We start from the raw sequence: 17,289 nt of genomic DNA, 5'->3' as shown, positions 1-17,289 counted from the left end.
CTAATCCAGTTCGCTGAGGTTAACCACGCGCCCTTCGCGCCGCGCACGCTCGGCCGCAAACACGATCTTATGGCTCTTAAGCGAGTTCTCCGTATTCGTCGTCACCAACGAAGGATCACCGCTCTCGATGGCCCGAATCAGCGTGCCGATCACCAACGGGTCGGCCCCACCGTGGCCGCCTTCCCGAACCGGAATCTCGATCTCCTCGCTCACCTTCTCGCCCCAAAATTCCTGAACGGAAATCTTCCGCGTTTCCGTTGCTGCCTCCAGGTACCCCTTGGTGCCGTGGATGCGCAATCGACGCCCGCCAAAGTGCGTAAACGCTGTCATCGTGAAGGTCACCGTCTGGCCCTTGGCAAACTCCATCGTCACCACCTGGTGGTCCACCACGTCGTTATCCGTCTGGAACACGCACTTACCGTACGGCCCTTCCATCAGAATTGGCCGCAAAAGCTCGGGCTCGCGCGGCAGACCGATGTATCGACCCCAGCCCTTCTCGGCCCCATAGACCTTCATCGCATGGTATGGACACTCGTCCTCGGCCGGACAGCCGTCCAAACACCGGAGAGGAGCCCCCTCGGGTGCATACGCCTTGGTGAAGAACTTCAGCGACCCGAACGATCCCACCCTCACGCAGTCGTCGTGAACCAGGTCGAAAAGGATGTCGATGTCGTGGCAACTCTTGGCCAACAACATGAACGCACTGCGCGACTCGTTGCCCCAATTCCCTCGCACAAACGAATGCGACTGGTGGATATGCTCGACCGCCTCCAACTGGTCCACCGACACAATATCGCCGATCCGTCCGCTGGCAAGAATGTCCCGCACCGCCGAATACACATCGTTGTAGCGCAGGCTGTGGCAGATACTCACGATCCGCCCCGACTTTCGCGCCGCGTCGGCGATCGCTACGCAGTCAGCGAGCGTGCTCGCCATCGGCTTCTCCAAAAGCATGTGGTAGCCGAGCCCCAGCGCAAGCAGGGAAGACTCGACGTGGTGTCGGTCCATGGTCGTATTGATCGCCACATCCGCCAGTTTTGGCTCCGCCAAAAGCGCTTCCCACGTCTCGTATTGCCGCTCGGCAGGAATGCCGTGCATCTCGGCGATCTTGGCCCGTCGCTCGGGATTGGGTTCAGCCACGGCCACCAAGGTCCCTGGGGCGTAGTCGTTGGCAAGGATTTCGGCGAACATGGTTCCTCTGGCTCCGGCGCCGAGAAGAACGAAAGTCAACTTCGTCTGCATGGACGGTTTATCGTAGCATATGGACTTCCGTACTCATTCATCTGTAAACTGGTGGGACCCTGTAAACATATGGGGATCACACACGTCAGAAACTCAAGGTTGAACCGACATGAAATCCATTCTTCTTACTTCCCTTGCCGCATTGCTGGGGGTTGCGCTTGTACCGCAGGCCGACGCTCCTTCTGCAGTGAAAGATAGCGTCGCCACTCTCCACGATGCAAAGACCCTCAAGGCCGAACTCACCGTCCGAAAAATTGCCGGTGGCAGTGTCGAAAAGGAGACTCTGGAGTATGGCAAGGACGGCATGTTCAAGATCGAAACACCGTCTTCCCTCGCCGTCTCCGATGGCAAAACCGTTTGGGTTCTCGACAAAGCCAAGAACACCTACACCGAAGGACCGGCCAACCTCGATCGAACTAAGAACGTCGACGTATGGGCCTACGCGTCCTTCTTCAATGCCGAAGCCCTGAAGGGCGTGAAAGGTTACGTCGACAAGAGTGTGAAAACCATTCGCGGCGTCAGCGTTCACGAATTCCAACTGACTCTCGAAAACGACAAACAGGCCACGATTTACCTCGACACCAAGACCAACCTGCCGCGCGGATACGTGAACGACGAGTACCTGATCCTCGCACCGACGGTCACGTCGAGCAAGGACGCCGCCGATACGAAGGACTTCGCCTTCACCGCACCCGAGGGTGCAAAGAAAGAAGCGGCTCCTGCCGCCGGTAGCGCCAGCTTCGCCGACGTTAAGAAAATTCTTGTCGATGCCTGCGTTTCTTGCCACAGCGACCGGGGTGCAAAGGCCGGTCTTTCGGTCGAGTCGTACGACAGCATCATGAAGAAGGTCACCCCTGGCAACGCCGAGGGAAGCTCGCTCTACCGCTCGGTCTCGGGTGCCCGACCCAAGATGCCCCGAGGCGGCGACCCGCTGACCAAGGACCAACTCGCCACCATCGCCGCGTGGATCAACGCCGGCGCAAAGAACGAGTAGGATCAACCAATCGGCTTCCCTTTAATACGAAGGGAAGCCGACTTGCCGAAGCCTCAAGCCTAATCAAGCTATCCCTTGGCGAAGGAGGGTCCACAACATTTCTGCTACAAAGGCAGAAATGTTGTGGAGAGTGAGAGAGGCACGAATGAATAGGCGGATAGAAGCCAAGACTCAAATAGAATTCCTCAAACCACAAGTCTCCGCCGAGCTAGGTACGAACGAACCGAGGGATTGACGACCCAACCCACCTGAACCCTAAATCCTGAAGCCTAAAATCCCCATGCGCCCCCTCCTAACCATCGCTCTCCTCACAAGCCTCCTCGTCGGTTGCGGAAAACCCACCCCGCCCGAGCCGAAGGTCGGCGATACTCGAGTGCCCGAATCAACCAAACCCTTGCCTCCTTCGAAAACGGCCGAAGCCGCCAAGAGTCTGCCCGGTCTGATGAAGGCGGGCAAGCTGGAGACCAAGGTGCAGCCCCGAGGCGAAACCGAGGTCATCGCGACCTTGGAGGAAAAGGACCTCGATAAGGCCCTCCACTACCTGGAAACCCGAGGCATCAAAGCCACGACCAAGAAGGAAGGCTCCTACGTTGACATCATTGTTGACCAAAAGGACGCCGACAAGGCCGGACAGCTTCTGCTAACCGACGCCGAGGAGAGCGGCTACAACATCCACGCCAACGCCTCGTCGCCGATCAAGCCAGACTTCCATCCCTAAGCCCAAAAGCGGACTAAAGGGTTGTCACCGCCCTTGACCAGCACGTCGTGCAGAATGATGGACAGCCACGGAGCAAACCGTCCCGGATGCTTTTCCAAATCGTCCCGTAGGTCGCTCGCTGTGACCCAGCGAATCCCATTGACCTCCAATGGATTCGGCTTAACCCGCCCGCTCCATTGTCCGGCGAAGATATGGTCGTACTCTTGCTCCGTTAGGTCAGACATCGGGTCGTGAGCAGAATAGATCACAGTCCCGATTTCCGATAGCGATGGTTCGATCCGTAGCTCGTTTCGGGTCGCCCGCCTGGCCGCCGCCATCGGGGTTTCGTTGACGAGCGGGTGGGAACAGCAACTATTAGCCCACATTTCGGCGAAGTGGTATTTGGTGGCCGCTCGGCGTTGCAGGAGTAACTTGTCCGCCTCGTCAAACACGAAAACCGACACCGCACGATGAAGGATTCCGCCGGATTGGTGGGCAGCAGTTTTGCCGATCGTTCCGACCGTCTGACCTGCTTCGTTAACGACTTGTAGACTTTCCACCGGCTCCCTTCCTGCCGATTGTAACACAGCAAAACAAAAAGCCCCCCAGCAAATAAGCTGGAGGGCAGAAAGAAAAAGCGCAGTCTACTGGCTCTTCGGCAGAATCTTTTTGACGTCGTCGCTGTCGATGTTCGTCTTGTCGACCATCGTTGCGCCCGTGTCGATGCGAGCTTCAGGGGTTCCACCCTTGAGCTTCTTAACCATGTTCTCGATGGCCAACTTGCCCATCAGCGCCGGGTTCTGCAGAACCAAACCGTCGAGCTGTCCGACCCGAATCGCGTCCAGCAGTTCCTTCGACGAGTCGAAGCCGACGAACTTCACCTTACCGGCAAGCTTGGCGTTCTGAAGCGCGCGGAGCATGCCAAAGGTGGTCGATTCGTTCGGGCAGAAGATGCCTTGAATATTCAGGCCGTCGCCCTTCTTAAACTGAGCAAGCAGGTTCTCGCTAGCCGACTGCGCCGACTCTCGCGTCGCGCCGCCGTACTGGTTCTCGCTGACGACGTTCAGACCGCCAGCTTTCGCCGCGTCCAAAAAGCCCTTTTCGCGGGCCATCGTGCTGGCCGAGCCAACCGCGTAACGAAGCATAATGACGTCGCCCTTACCGCCCAGTTCCTTGGCGAGCTGTTGGCCGCCCATGTAGCCAGCCTTCTCGTTGTCGGTGGCGATGAAGCTCTCCGTCTTCACGTCCTTCAGGCCGCTATCCACGATGATGACTGGGATGCCCGCGTCGATCGCGTCCTGCGTCGGACTTCGAAGCGCCTCGTCGTCCAGTGGTGCGAGGATCATTCCGTCCACCTTTTCCGCCGTGAAGTTCTCGACGACTTTCACCTGCTCGGCCTTATCGTCTTCCTTCAGAGGAGCCTTCCACAGCAGTTCGACGTTGTTAGCCGCGGCCGCTTCTTCGGCGCCCGCCTGCATCGTCTTCCAGAACTCGTGGGTCGATCCCTTGGGAATAAACGCGATCTTGTACTTCTTGCCGGAGTCGGTCGAACCGTTGGAAGAAGTCGCTGTCGAAGATGACGAAGTCGAGTCCGTCGACCCGCCGTTGTTACAGCCGATGAGCGACAGTGCGAGGACCGCTATAAGAAGTAAGCTACGTTGCACTCTCTGGTTTTACCACTCTGAGCCGAAAGCGGGATACTTTAGTCCACGAAATTGGACCTAGCCGTAAAGATCGAACCAGAATCGCCGTCAATGGAAGGTAGGAGATTGTCGGTGCCCGAATGAATTCCCCCATCCATACGGAACCATCCGAAAGGGAGCGAGTCAAAAGAAAGCGAATGTTAAGAAGAGAGGTCTTCGCGGTCTGGATTCTCCTTTCCACGCCTATCGTTGGGTTCGTGGCCTACCTCCTGATCGCACTCGGACTCCATCTCGGCCCCGGCCAGACGCCGCTCTTCGGCGCGATGGCGGTGGCCGTCGTCAGCCTCTTCTTCCTCTCCTGGACCTTCCTTTCCCACTCGGATTGGGACTGGCGCGCCAGCGCACGCTTCATGGCCGTTGCGTTCATTTTTGAGGGTATCGTCCTCGCGCTAACCCGTAATTCCGGCGGGACCGGCTCGCTCTACTTTGGCGTGGGAACGATGATAGCCGGAATCATTATGCTCCTCGGTTCCCGCAAGCACTGAACCCAGCTAACAAGCATCCTTTAGAAGCTAGAAGCTAGAAGCTAGAAGCTAGAAGCTGGTGGCTTGCGGCTGTTAGCTAACCCAATCCCCGTACACTTGCCAACTCCGCGCGACTTGGCAGCCCGGAATACCGTAGCTATAGATGAGAATGGCCCTGCTGGACACAATAACCGGAACCATCGCGCGGAGAATCCTGCTCAATTACAGGATCGATCCGATCGTGGCCCAGGAGATATTGCCCAAAGGATTTCGCCCCCTCCTCTATCACCGGTACGCCATCGGAGGTGTCTGCCTCATCCGTTTCGAGGGGCTCAGACCAAACTTCTTGCCGTTTTGGCTGGGCGCGACATCCGAGAACGCCGCCTTCCGGTACGCGGTCGAATGGGAGCATGACGGCGAGCCAAAGACCGGCGTCTACATCCCTCGCCGCGAAAGCAACTCGGCCCTGAACCGAGCCCTTGGTGGGCGTGTTTTTCCCGGCCTCTTCCACCGAAGTCGCTTCGATGTCGAAGAATCCGACACCGCAATTCGCATCCAAGTGGAAAGCCAAGACGACGAACACGAAATCGACCTCACTGTTGCTTACGACACTGACTTTTGCTCGACCAGCGTCTTTCCCGACCTCCAGTCGGCGTCAGAATTCTTCCTTCAGGGGGCGGTTGGCTACTCGGCCACTAATGACGACCAACGCTTCCAGGGCATCGAACTCGAATCTCACGAATGGGTGGTCGAGCCGCTTCGCATCGAACACGCACATTCGACCTACTTCGACGACCCGGTCCGGTTTCCCCCTGGCTCCATCGAACTCGATTGTGCCCTCCTCATGCGCAACATCCGCCACTCGTGGCACACCCTCCCCGACCTCTGCGCAACCCAAAGCGAATCCGGCTCCATCCAACTGATGTAGCCAAAACTGAGCCCTGGATATTCTCCGTGCGAACACACGACCCGTGAGGGTCGAAGCTGGTAGCCAGGGTGTCGAAGCGAAGCGAAGACCCTGGAAAGCTTGTCAATCAATAAAAATCCGAGGAGCGAAGCGACCCCAAAATGACTGTCGAAGATGTGCAAACTGAATCCCGCAGAATGCGGGACCCCTCGGCTGTGCCAAAGCGGGTGATTCCGACTTGCTCTCTGCAACCGGCGAGGCTGATTCGCGTTCCGCAAGACTAGCGAAAGAGCCTATTAGCCACGCTACCTCCAATGAGGGGGACGGTGAGCAAAGCGAACCGGAGTGGGGAACAGAAAAGCGGCTCCCCCTACTTAATCCCGCTCGTCGCAATCCCCTGAATAAACACTTTCTGCGCAAAGAAGAACACGATCACCAACGGCAGAATCACCAACAACGTCGCCGCCATCAGCAGGTTCCACGGCGTCCCGCCGTGCTGAGTCTGATACGCCTGCAAACCAAGCGACAGCGTAAACGTCTTCTGGTCCACCAGATAGATAAGCGGACCAAGAAAATCGTTCCATGTCCCCATGAACGTGAAGATCGCCACGACCGTCAGGGCGGGCCGCGCCAAAGGCACGACCACGCTCGTAAACGTCCGTATTTCGCTCGCCCCGTCGATCTTCGCTGCCTCGCTCAACTCCGACGGAATCGTCTTAAAGAATTGCCGCAATAGGAAAATGTTGAAAGCCCCTCCGAAGAACGCCGGAACCCACAACGGGCGGAAGGTTCCTACCCAGCCCAAGGCCTTGAAGAGCGAAAACGTCGGCACCATCAAAACCGGAAAAGGAATCATCATCGTCGCCAGCGTGATCGCAAAGAACGTGTCCCGCCCTCGCCACTTCAGCCGCGCAAACGAGTACGCCACGATCGCGTTCGATGCCACCGCCCCGCACACGCACAGAATCGTGACCACGATTGTATTTCGTGCATACACCAAAAGCGGAATATAGCCCAGCTCCTTGCTGTTGTAAGTGATCGCATCCGGAAAGTTCGACAGCTTGATCTCCGACGGAATCCACTTCGGCGGGCTCGTCATTGTCTCCCCGATCGGCTTGACCGCCGTCGAGATCACCCACAGGAACGGCGCGGCGAAGATCAGCCCCAACACGATCAAAACGAAGTGCGTTAGGATCGTCTGCAAGGTGCGGCGTTGCGTATTCGTCATCGGTTAGCTCCTCTCATAATGCACGTGGCGGTCGGAAACCTTCAGCGAGATCAGGGTCAAAGTCAAGGTAATGACGAACATCACCCAGCCGATGGCGCTGGCGTAGCCCATACGCTGATACTGAAAGGCGTTGTCGTAAAGATAGCTGGTGAAGAAGTAGGTCGAGCGCGCCGGAGCTCCGCCGGGGAACATCACGTACGGCACCGCAAAAACCTGCAAAGCCCCAATCATTCCCATCAGAACATTGAACAAAATGACCGGCGAAATCATCGGCAGAGTCACGTTCCGCGTCTTTTGCCAAAGCCGCGCGCCGTCCAATTCCGCGGCTTCATACAATGAAACCGGCACGTCCTGAAGCGCCGCTAGGTAAATCACCATTGCCTGACCGCACCCCCAGGTCGAAATCATGATCAGCGTCCACTTCGCCCACGAAGGATCGCCCATCCAGTTCGGCGGACTGATGTGCATCTCGCGCAAAACGCTGTTCAGCAAACCGTAGTCGCCGTTGAACACCCACATGAACAGCGTCCCGAGCGCCACCATCGGCACCAGCGAAGGCAAATAGAACAGTGTGCGGTAGAAAGCGATGCCCTTTACCTTCGTGTTCAAAAGCATGGCGAGGCCAATCGCCCCTACCGAGCCCAGCGGCACCGCCCCGATTAGGTAGTACAGCGTGTTCCCCATGCTTTGAATGAAGACCTTGTCCCCGACTAACTCCTGATAATTCGAGACACCAATCCATTTCGGAGCCCGCAAAATCGAGTAGTTGGTGAACGAGTAGTACAGCGAAGCCAGAATCGGATAGAGCAGGAAGATCCCAAACCCGAGGATCCACGGTAGGGCGAAGAGGATGCCGACCCGCGCCTCGCGCCGACGGTTCATTTGTTCAGCACCTGCTCTTGGTAGGTCTTCCAAAGCGCATTCAAACGCGTCTCCGCATCATCCAGAGCCTGCTTTGGTGTCTTATCGCCGTTATTGACTTCCTGGAATGCCACTGTCATTTCGTTGGAAATCTGCTGGTTGATGCCGATCTTCGGTGGGCTAAACGACTTCGGCGAGCGAGCGAGCGCGTCGAAAAGTCGAATGTATTTGTTCTTGTGGTTTTGGAAAAAGTGCTCGCTCACCTGCGCCAGCGGCGAGTTCTTGCCGTGGCCGTTGCACAGCCCCTCCATGATGTCCTGCCGCTGCACGAACCGCATAAACTCGAATGCTTCCTTGGGGTGCTTCGCCCCGCGCGGAATTGTCAGCACGTCCTGCGAGAGGTTGGAGTGGCCCGCTAAATCGGGCCGATCCGATGGATACGGAAAGGGAACCGCAAACCACTTTGTGTCCGGCTTGTACACATTGATGTAACCACCCTTCCAAACGCCATTCAACTCGGTTGCAACTTTGCCCGACATAAAGGGGTCCTGCGGTGACGAGAAGTTTCCAAAACCGCTCTGGAAGCTCTGCATCTCTTTCGGGCCAAACATTTTTGCGTACTTCGCCACCCATTCAAACGCTCGAATATTCTCCGGCGAGTTCACCGTAATCTTATCGCCATCGATCAACTGTCCGCCGAAATATGGTCCCCAGGCCCAGTTCCACCAGCCGGGATTGCTCGGTAGAAAGCCCGCCAATTCGATTGTGCCGTCCTTACTGATTTTCGAGACCTCCTTGTTCATTTCGTCCAATCCCTCGATGGTCTTGGGAAAAGTCTCAGGCGAGGCATACTTCGCTGGCACTAGGTCGGTGCGTACGTGCAGAGCGATCGACGCGGGAGTGCTTGGCAACGCCCAAAGCCCGCCGCGATAATTGAGTGGGTCCCAATAGCCCTTGATGTAGTAGTCCGGTCCCAAACCGCTTTCTTTCGCCATTTGGGTCAAGTCGGTCAAGGCTCCGGCGTCCGAAAATTGATAAATCTGGTCGAGCCAAATACCCGCCACGTCTGGAGGGTTGCCACCGGCGGTAGCCAGCATCGTCTTCTGGTCCACACCCGAAATGCTGAGGTACTGCACAAAGATGCGATCCTGCGACCGGTTAAAGGCATCGACCACCTTGCGCATCTCTTCGCCCTCTGCGCCGGTCCACTTCTCCCAGTACACAACCGTGACACGGTCCTGCCGGGCACTGCGCGAAACCGACGTTTCGCCAATGTACAAGGCCCCCGCCATTGCAGCGAAGGTTAAGGTGAGTCCGGCGATGGTCTTCGGCGACACGTCCTCTTAGCATAGTGCATGAGTGCCGACTTCGCTAGTGATTGCATTTGATTGTCTGCGAAATATGTTCAAGAACATAAAACAAAACCCCACTTTCCGACGCAAACCGGAAAGTGGGGAGGCGAAATCAGAGGTTCTTGACGATCTGAATTTCCGAGATGGAACCGTTATTCTTTAGGTCCTTTCCGTACGAAAGGACCGCTTTCAATTTGATCTCCGGATGGCCAGCAATGGTCACCGTCGGAACCGAATTGTAGCCGGACCCGCCTTTGTCGATCTTGATCGACGTCAAAGCCCCTTTCTGCAGGATGGCCACGGCGGTAGCTTCTGCCGTCGGCCACATTTCGCCTTGCTCACGGCGGTAACGGTAGTAATTGGAAACCGTATCCAACTGCTCGTTCGTGATGCCGTACGGCTGTAGCGCAGAGAGCAAGGCCTGCTTGTTCATGTGGACGCGCTGCTCGTCGGGGCGCTGCCCCGCCGGGGCTGGGCGAACATGGCTGAATGCTTCCCGAAACACCTCTGGCTTGACGCCCAGACCACCGGCCACCAAATTCACTGGTCGCCCTCGATCGACCCCTTCGGTTTCGTGTCCACCGCTGATCGAAATCGTCCAGTCGGGCGATGCGCCGTGGGCGCTTTCCTGCGATCCGCGTACCTGTCCGGCCACGGCAAACGCGGCGATGGCGGCTAACGACGAAATGGCGAGTGTTGCGTGTGATTTCTTCATCCCATCCTCACTTTCGGCTAAGTCTAGGGAAGAGTTGTTTGGATTCTGTTTGGGAGCTATTGAACGCGAAAGTTTGGCGATTTATCAGGGCCTCCGGTAAGGATCACGCAACGATTCTCCAATAGTTTTAGTAATGAACCTCGTACTTTTGTGGGGTGTTTTATGAGATCAAAGCTCACTCTGATCGCATTAATCGCCGCCGTTCCACTTGTCTTTTTCGGACTGCTAGCCAAGTACAACGACGACATCGAGATCGCTAAACGCGAGTATGTGGACGACCAAGCGCACGCGGCCCGCGTCAAGGCCGACAAACTCGAAGGCGATTTCGCCCAGTTCTATCAGGGTCTACGAACTATCGCCCGCCTTCCCGGGGTTCGCGACATCGACCGCTACGCCAAGAATTTCAACACGGACGCAAAGGGCGCGGTCCAGGAAATCTACAACAACCTTGCCAGCAACGTCGCTCTCTCTGAAGTCTATATCGTTCCCCTCGATCTCGACCCCGACAAGATCGACCCCGTAACCAAGCAGGGGCAGATTCCGATCACGACATTTGACGAACTGATCCTTGGTCAAACCAAGAATACGGAAGAGGGAGAAGCCGTACCCGAAGGCGAGAAGGTAGAGGAGATCGAAATCTACGAGTACCGACTGATGAAGAAGCAGTTGGCGTACCTCAAACAGCATTATCCTAACCAGACGTACATCAAGGACCTGAACTTTCCCGCCATCTGTGGCCCCGAAGTCATCACGTGCGACAACTCGCGATATGACGTCAAACATCCAAACGATAAGGATCGCTCGGGCATCGTTTACTCCGTTCCGTTTTTCGGACCGGACGGCAAGCTTAAGGGGTGTATCAGCGGAGTCATGCTCACTCACGCGATCGAGGACTCTCTCGGTTCAGGTGACTATGGCATTGTCAACACCGCCGAAAACTATTACACGGCTGGAAACGGCAAGGGGATCGCGACCGACAACGCTAGCGCAAAAGCAGGACGCGCCGACTCGAAGCTCCTCTTCAGCCAAACCATCGACTTCGACATGAAGGATGTAAACGGCAAGTGGCTCCTTTGGGCCGGAAAGTCGAACAGCGCATTCTGGTCGGGGCATGCAGTCCGTGCGGCTCGCCAACTCTTCATCTTTGGCATGATCATCTCGGCGATGGTTATTGCGTTCCTTTTCTATGTCCGACGCTCAGCCGAAAAGCACGCGAAATCAATCAAGAAGCTTTGGGATGCCGTTCCCGCCTTCGCCAAGGGAGACATTGAGGCCGCTTCGCTCCATGCCGGAGACCCGAACGAGTGTGAAGTCGCCGCCGCCATCCAAGAGATCGTCGACTACCAGCGCGAACTTGCTCAGGCTGCTGAGCGACTTTCCGGTGGTGATCTCGGTGCCCGATTTATCGTCCGCTGCGGCGAGGACAAGCTTGGCCACGCCTTCAACGACATGGCCGAGAACCTCAAGTCGATCATTGCATCGATGATCACCGAAGCCGAATCGGTCCACAAAAGTACCAATGCCCTCGTGGCCGCTATCCAAGCTTCCGTCGAATCGATTCAAGACATTAGTGATACGAGTTCGATGGTCGCCGAAGCCGCCAAACAGTCGTCGAACGCCTCAACCTGCGTGGCCGAAGGCAGCCAAAGGCTCGCCAAAGCCGCAACGGAAGCGTCGGGCTCAATGGTTCAGTTCTCCGGAGCGATCGAAGTCGTCCAAGACAGCGCCGGCCAACAGTCAACCGCCGTTGGGCAGGCTGTAGGTGTTGTAAGCGAGGGCAAAGAGTCCGTCCTTCGTGCCATCTCGAGCATGAAGCGGGTCCGAGACCAAGTCGAAGATTCGAGCCAAAAGGTCGAAGACCTTGGCGTCCGAAGCGACGAAATTGGCAGCATTGTGTCGGCCATCACCGACATTGCCGCCCAAACTAACCTTCTCGCCCTCAACGCGGCCATCGAGGTCGCCCGAGCCGGTGAGCACGGTGCCGGATTTGCCGTCGTCGCCAGCGAGGTTCGTAACCTCGCCGAAAAAGCCGCGGGCTCCACGCAGAGCATTTCGGATTTGATCACTCTCATCCAAACCGACGTCGCCGAAATCATGGCCGCAATGCACCGCAGCAAAGAAGAGGTCGCCGTTGCCACGTCCGCTGGCGAAGGTGCCGAAGGGTCTCTCAGCAAGATTCTCGAGTCGTTCAAAATTGTTGGCGATACGGCCAAGGCAAACGATGCCGCAGTCAGCCGACTCGTCGAAGTGACCGGCACACTGTCGGAAAGCGTTTCAACCGTCGAATCCAGTAGCGAAGAGTCTGCTTCCGCTGCCGAAGAACTGACCGCCACCTCCCAGGAGGTCGCGAGCCACGTCGACCAAATTTCGAGCGCGCTCAAATCGCAGAACGAAAGCCTGAGAGAAATGGACCTCGTCGTCAAGTTGCTGAACCAGTCCGCAAAGAACTTGGAGCAAATTACGAGCAAGTTCTTGGGCTCGCTCAATATCTCCATCGATAAGGTCGCCTAACCGCAAACCAACCGACGCCCTCCGCAGAGAGTGGAGGGCGTCGGATTTACTGACCACAATTTGTAACTTTCTCAATTCAAATTGGGACATTGGTGCTTGACTTCGCTTCTCAGATGCGATAAATTCATGCTTTCCCGTTGGAGATTTCTGCTCCGTTCGGATGGGTTTATGGGTGATGTAGCTCTATCGAGTTCGAACTCCGCTTGGTGTCGGAGCATTCCGTGGTGCGTCGGGTTCACCATGTTCGTTGGTACCGGCGCTTTTACCCTCGCCTACGCGGGTGGCGATATCAAATTCCAATCCGGCGCCCCTGCCCAACAAGGCATTCCCGCCACTACTGTCCCTGCCACACCGCCCGCTCCAACTCGAAAGTTGCTCGACCCTCTCACGGCGATCACCTTTGCCGATGAATCCGGCACGACATACGTAATAGCCCGCAAGGCTGCCGACTACCTCGGACTCAACATCGCCGTCTCGGATGATGGCAAAACGCTGACCATCGGCGATCAATTGCTCACCCAGTTTCGCCGCACCTACAACGGTCAAACTCTGCTCGCCGTCCGCGACCTCGCCAAACTCGGCGGAACCCTCTACCCCAACCCTGAAACCCATGAACTCACCGTCGTGACCGACGAATCCGAATTCAAAGTGGTGGTCGGCAAAAAGCGCGTCGAAGTCGACCAAGGCGAGCAGGAGTTGGTTGGCTATCAAGGCGATATTGTCGTCATCCGCACCAACGTCAGCACCGGCCGTCCGGGGCATCATACGCCGAACGGCGAATTCGTGACCGGACCCAAAGAGCGGATGCACTACTCGCACAAGTACGAAAACGCCCCCATGCCCTACGCCATTCAGGTCAACGGCGACGTCTTCTTCCACGGCTACTCGTCGGTACCTCCTTATCCTGCCTCGCACGGCTGCGTTCGCATTCCTCTGAGCCACAAAAACCCGGCTCGCTACCTCTACCATTGGCTTGAGAGCGGTGTCGATGCCAAGATATCGGGCACCTACTCTTGGGAAAACCGCAGCCGAAAACGAAAGGGCGGCGATTAGGCTGACAGGGAAAGCCGACCCTAGTACAATATCCGGGTGTCTACCCTTACAAGAAACCTAGCTTTGGCCGCACTTATCGGCGTTTGCTTGGCATGTGGCGGCTCCTCGACGACTGCCGAATTTGATCCGGCGAAAGCAAACCTCGAAGCCAAGGTGATTGCCACTGGGCTAACCCAGCCTCTGTACTATATTGCCGATCCGGTCCATCCGTCTCGCGCCTATGTACTCGAAAAAGGCGGAAAGGTAAAGCTTTTGGTGAATGATGTCCTTCAGTCAAGTCCCGTTCTGGACGTATCCGCCGACATCATCACCGCAAACGAAAGCGGACTGCTTGGCATGGCCTTTGACCCCAATTTCTCGTCGAACAACTACGTTTACCTACACTACGACGTCAATACGACGCCCGAGCAAACCCGGGTCTACCGCTACACAATGAGCGCCGACGGCACGGTCCTCACCGATCCCTACGAGATCATCGGCATCGACCAGCCGACCGCCAGCCACAAAGGCGGCTCAATCAACTTCGGCAAAGACGGCATGCTCTACATGGCTCTCGGCGATGGCTCTACCCCCGAGGATGACGCCAATAATGGCCAGAGTGGTACGAGCCTCCTCGGAAAAGTCCTTCGGATCGACGTCGCTCACGACGGCTTCCCCTCGGACCCGGAAAAGAACTACGCGATCCCTTCCGACAATCCATTCGCCAACTCCAGCACCATCCTCCCCGAAATCTGGGCCGTTGGCTTCCGCAATCCCTACCGTTGGTCGGTGGACCCAAACTCTGGAGCATTGCTCCTCGTCGATGTTGGGCAAGACAAGTGGGAAGAGATTGACTATATTCCGGCTGGCAAAGGTGGTCTGAACTTCGGATGGCGCTGGATGGAAGGTAATGAGAGTTTCTTCCAGGACCAGCCAGCGTTCTCGCAGGACTTCACGCCTCCCGTGGTCGCCCTTTCGCACCCGTCTTATCGCGCAACCGTAGGAGGCTTCATTTATCGAGGCAAGGGGCTCGACCCGCAATTCCGAGGCCGATACATCTTCGCCGACGCCTTCGCTCCGACCATCGACTCAATCGCATTCAATGTCTCCGGCGACCAGCCGCCCGCGATGCTGGAAAGCGATGTCTACAACCACACATCCACGATCAATGCGAGCCTGTCTGGGCAGGGAAGCGTCATCAACGCCCCGGTCTGTGTAGCGCCCGATGCAAACGGCGAACCTATTCTCGTCCAACTCTATCGAGGCGAAATTCTCCGCATCGTTCAGAATCCCCAATCCTAGTCGCCGAACAAAAAAAGCCCCGGAGAAATTCTCCGGGGCTTTTTTATGGATGAGGTCTAGCTGGAAACCAGCGAAACCTTGTCGACTCGCAGCTTGATGACGGGAGCGATACGGTTCGATCGAGTTGGGCTGATCGCACGAAGCAGGATCTTCACCTTGCCTTGGCTGCTCACGTAGTTCCCGTTCGTGTTCTGGATCGTGAACTCGGTCGTCGAATCCGTCGCGGTCTGCGGCGCATTACCGAACGAATCATAAGTACCGGTGCTCCAGTTGTACACGAAGTAGATGAGCTGTACCGGGGTCGTTACGCTCGTCTCGAAGTCGAACGTCAACGCGGACGGTGTGCCTGTGACCGGGAACTGAGACCAAGCCGAAGCGACCTGACCAAGACCTCGCAGAGATGTCGAAGCCACCACAAAGTACGAGTCATCCGAGTTGATGACGCTGGTGACCGTACCGGAGCTGGCCGCGCCTTCGTACATACCGACGGCTTCCGGCTTAATCGCATCCTTCGAAACCGTGATATCGACCTTGTCCGAAGCGATACCGTTCGTCACGACCTCAAGCGTCGCGTTACCCAACGTCGCCGTAAGCGGCACGTCGAACTGAGTCGAAACGACCGTGCTGCCCGTGGCGACCGCCATCGTGCTGTGGTCGTGCGTCTTCAGGTACACCACCTTTCCGTTGCTCTTGTACGTCAATCGCACAAGCGGATAGTTGGTAGCGTTCGAGCTGTCGTCGCCGTAGTTGCTGCACTGGCTGAGGCCGTTAAGCTGTTTGCCTTTCAGGGTCAGCGTTTTGCCGATCGTCAAAACGGTCGGGTAAGACGTGATGACCGGCTTCCAAGCCGTTTGGGCCGTGCCCGTCGGCGTGAAGATTTCCACATCCGAACTGAAGTCCGTGTACATCACCTGGCCGCTCGGCAGCATCAACATGTTGCCCTGGTAGCAGGAGTTGAACTGCGAATTCGGCGTCGCCGCAATCTGCGTAAAGCTCGTTCCGTCGTAGTCGAAGAAGAAGGTGCTGCTGGCGAAAACGCCCGGGCTGGCACCAAAGATCACGTGACCGTTCGGGAGCAAACAGGCCGGAGCGTCGGCGAGGCCGAGCTGACCGCCACCCAGAACCGGAAGGTCAGGAGCGGAAGTCCACGTACCGAGGTCGCCAATGTTCGTTCCTGGAGTGTAAACCGCGTTGTGTCCGGTTGCACCGAGGGCGATGACTTTGCCGTTCGGCATCAGGATCTGCGGACCCATTTCTTCGGAACCAGCGTCCACCAAAGTCTGCGGGGTCTGACCCGCGCTGACCCACTTGCCTTGGCTCGGAATGTATTGTTGCGTTTCTGGTGCGGCCACACAGTCGACCGACAGAAGCGTGCCATTGGGCATCAGCGTCCATCCCTCTTCATTGAAAACGCCCAGTTTGCCGGTCGTCGGAAGAGTTGTCCAAGACATAGTCGAGGGATCCAGCGAAGCCATTCGGGTGTCGAGCGAAGCCAAGAAGAATCGGCCGTCCGGCATGACCGCGCATTGCACGTCGCCGATGTTGTTCCAGCCCGACGGAGCCGAAAGCGCCGTCCACTTGTCTTTAGCCGGGTCGTACCAAGCGCCTAAGTTCGTCCAGGCGCTGGCGCCAAAGTTGTATTCGCCACCGATAACCACCACCCGGCCGTCCTTCAGAACTGCCGACGCGAAGTAGAGCGGAGCGTAGTTCGACGGCATGCTGGCGATTTGCTTCCAGGTGCCATTGATATAGCTGCCGGTGCTGTCCGGAGTCAGGGTCCACCATTGGTTGGAGCTAATGCTGTGGACCATGACGCGTCCGTCGGTCAGGAGGAGCGGACAACCGGCGTTAGGGGGGCCGTTCGATCCTACTCGCGTCCAACTCTGGGCGGACGCCATAGCCGACAGCCCAACGCCAAGCATGGTTGCAAGCGCAAAGCCAAAAAGTCTTTTTCTCATTCGATATCTGCCTTATCAGTACTTTGCCATGACTTGGGCCACGCGCGATTACCCCAACCCTATACTCGATGGCAAACCCACCATACCTAATGGTATCAAAGCACAGCAATACATGCAAGCAGTGATTTTATAAGAGTTATCTTGACTTTTTAGTCGATATTAAAGATTAGAATCTTGACCTAATTGTATACATTAGTCATCAGTATTGCTACCGGGGCCAACAGAACCAGCCGTGGCAGGCTCGGCCGAGGTTACGAGTCGGAGCATGTTTCGGGCAGAGGCTTCTAGCCATCGCAAAGACTAGGAGACCGCGAGCGTCCCGC

The 17,289-nt window shown here is 56.9% G+C and carries 15 protein-coding genes; 7 read left to right on the top strand and 8 right to left on the bottom strand.

The annotated features are described in order from the left end of the window. Entirely contained in the window at window positions 1–1,242 is a 1,242-nt protein-coding gene (locus tag GC165_04195; protein ID MBI1332063.1) for a gfo/Idh/MocA family oxidoreductase, read from the bottom strand. A 109-nt stretch (window positions 1,243–1,351) separates the two neighbouring features. Between GC165_04195 and GC165_04190 the strand changes: the two genes are divergently transcribed. Together GC165_04190 and GC165_04185 are read left to right on the top strand one after the other, a co-directional pair. Continuing rightward, window positions 1,352–2,236: a hypothetical protein gene (locus tag GC165_04190; protein ID MBI1332062.1), complete on the top strand. Its 885-nt coding sequence runs from the start codon at window positions 1,352–1,354 to the stop codon at window positions 2,234–2,236. 280 nt (window positions 2,237–2,516) lie between these two features. Beyond that, the gene (locus GC165_04185; protein MBI1332061.1) at window positions 2,517–2,954 is read left to right on the top strand and encodes a hypothetical protein; all 438 of its coding nucleotides are present in this window, start codon (window positions 2,517–2,519) and stop codon (window positions 2,952–2,954) included. Here the strand turns inward: GC165_04185 and GC165_04180 are convergent. Further along, window positions 2,951–3,547, bottom strand: coding sequence for an isopentenyl-diphosphate Delta-isomerase (locus tag GC165_04180; GenBank protein MBI1332060.1), 597 nt, complete (start codon window positions 3,545–3,547; stop codon window positions 2,951–2,953). The genes GC165_04185 and GC165_04180 overlap by 4 nt on opposite strands. Before the next feature lie 30 nt (window positions 3,548–3,577). After that, on the bottom strand, window positions 3,578–4,576 hold the full coding sequence (locus GC165_04175) for a substrate-binding domain-containing protein (protein MBI1332059.1): 999 nt from the start codon (window positions 4,574–4,576) through the stop codon (window positions 3,578–3,580). 197 nt (window positions 4,577–4,773) lie between these two features. On the opposite strand from GC165_04175, the gene GC165_04170 reads away from it, so the two are divergent. Continuing rightward, window positions 4,774–5,121: a hypothetical protein gene (locus tag GC165_04170; GenBank protein ID MBI1332058.1), complete on the top strand. Its 348-nt coding sequence runs from the start codon at window positions 4,774–4,776 to the stop codon at window positions 5,119–5,121. Window positions 5,122–5,263: 142 nt separating this feature from the next. Next, window positions 5,264–6,028 carry a hypothetical protein gene (locus GC165_04165; protein MBI1332057.1) on the top strand — a complete coding sequence of 255 codons (765 nt, stop codon included), beginning with the start codon at window positions 5,264–5,266 and terminating at the stop codon, window positions 6,026–6,028. Between the two features lie 349 nt (window positions 6,029–6,377). On the opposite strand, the gene GC165_04160 is transcribed toward GC165_04165, so the two are convergent. From GC165_04160 to GC165_04145, 4 genes are all read right to left on the bottom strand, one after another. Continuing rightward, window positions 6,378–7,235 (bottom strand): ABC transporter permease subunit, encoded by an 858-nt coding sequence (locus GC165_04160; GenBank protein ID MBI1332056.1) that lies wholly within the window; start codon window positions 7,233–7,235, stop codon window positions 6,378–6,380. Window positions 7,236–7,238: 3 nt separating this feature from the next. After that, entirely contained in the window at window positions 7,239–8,117 is an 879-nt protein-coding gene (locus GC165_04155) for an ABC transporter permease subunit (protein ID MBI1332055.1), read from the bottom strand. Then, entirely contained in the window at window positions 8,114–9,433 is a 1,320-nt protein-coding gene (locus GC165_04150; GenBank protein ID MBI1332054.1) for an extracellular solute-binding protein, read from the bottom strand. Before GC165_04150 ends, GC165_04155 begins: the two co-directional genes overlap by 4 nt. A gap of 127 nt (window positions 9,434–9,560) precedes the next feature. Next, the gene (locus tag GC165_04145) at window positions 9,561–10,163 is read right to left on the bottom strand and encodes a hypothetical protein (GenBank protein MBI1332053.1); all 603 of its coding nucleotides are present in this window, start codon (window positions 10,161–10,163) and stop codon (window positions 9,561–9,563) included. A 1,044-nt stretch (window positions 10,164–11,207) separates the two neighbouring features. Here GC165_04145 and GC165_04140 point away from each other — a divergent pair. The 3 genes from GC165_04140 (at window position 11,208) to GC165_04130 (ending at window position 15,008) form a co-directional block, all read left to right on the top strand. Continuing rightward, window positions 11,208–12,674 carry a hypothetical protein gene (locus GC165_04140; GenBank protein ID MBI1332052.1) on the top strand — a complete coding sequence of 489 codons (1,467 nt, stop codon included), beginning with the start codon at window positions 11,208–11,210 and terminating at the stop codon, window positions 12,672–12,674. A gap of 126 nt (window positions 12,675–12,800) precedes the next feature. After that, on the top strand, window positions 12,801–13,727 hold the full coding sequence (locus GC165_04135; GenBank protein MBI1332051.1) for a L,D-transpeptidase family protein: 927 nt from the start codon (window positions 12,801–12,803) through the stop codon (window positions 13,725–13,727). Between the two features lie 30 nt (window positions 13,728–13,757). Next, complete coding sequence (locus GC165_04130; protein ID MBI1332050.1) at window positions 13,758–15,008, top strand: hypothetical protein; 1,251 nt, start codon at window positions 13,758–13,760, stop codon at window positions 15,006–15,008. 56 nt (window positions 15,009–15,064) lie between these two features. Here the strand turns inward: GC165_04130 and GC165_04125 are convergent, their stop codons facing one another. Next, window positions 15,065–16,966: a hypothetical protein gene (locus GC165_04125; GenBank protein MBI1332049.1), complete on the bottom strand. Its 1,902-nt coding sequence runs from the start codon at window positions 16,964–16,966 to the stop codon at window positions 15,065–15,067. Between the last annotated feature and the right edge of the window lie 323 nt (window positions 16,967–17,289).

It is taken from the genome of Armatimonadota bacterium (genome assembly GCA_016125185.1).
GTDB lineage: Bacteria > Armatimonadota > Fimbriimonadia > Fimbriimonadales > Fimbriimonadaceae > Fimbriimonas.
This window is presented reverse-complemented; position numbering and strand designations above follow the sequence as displayed.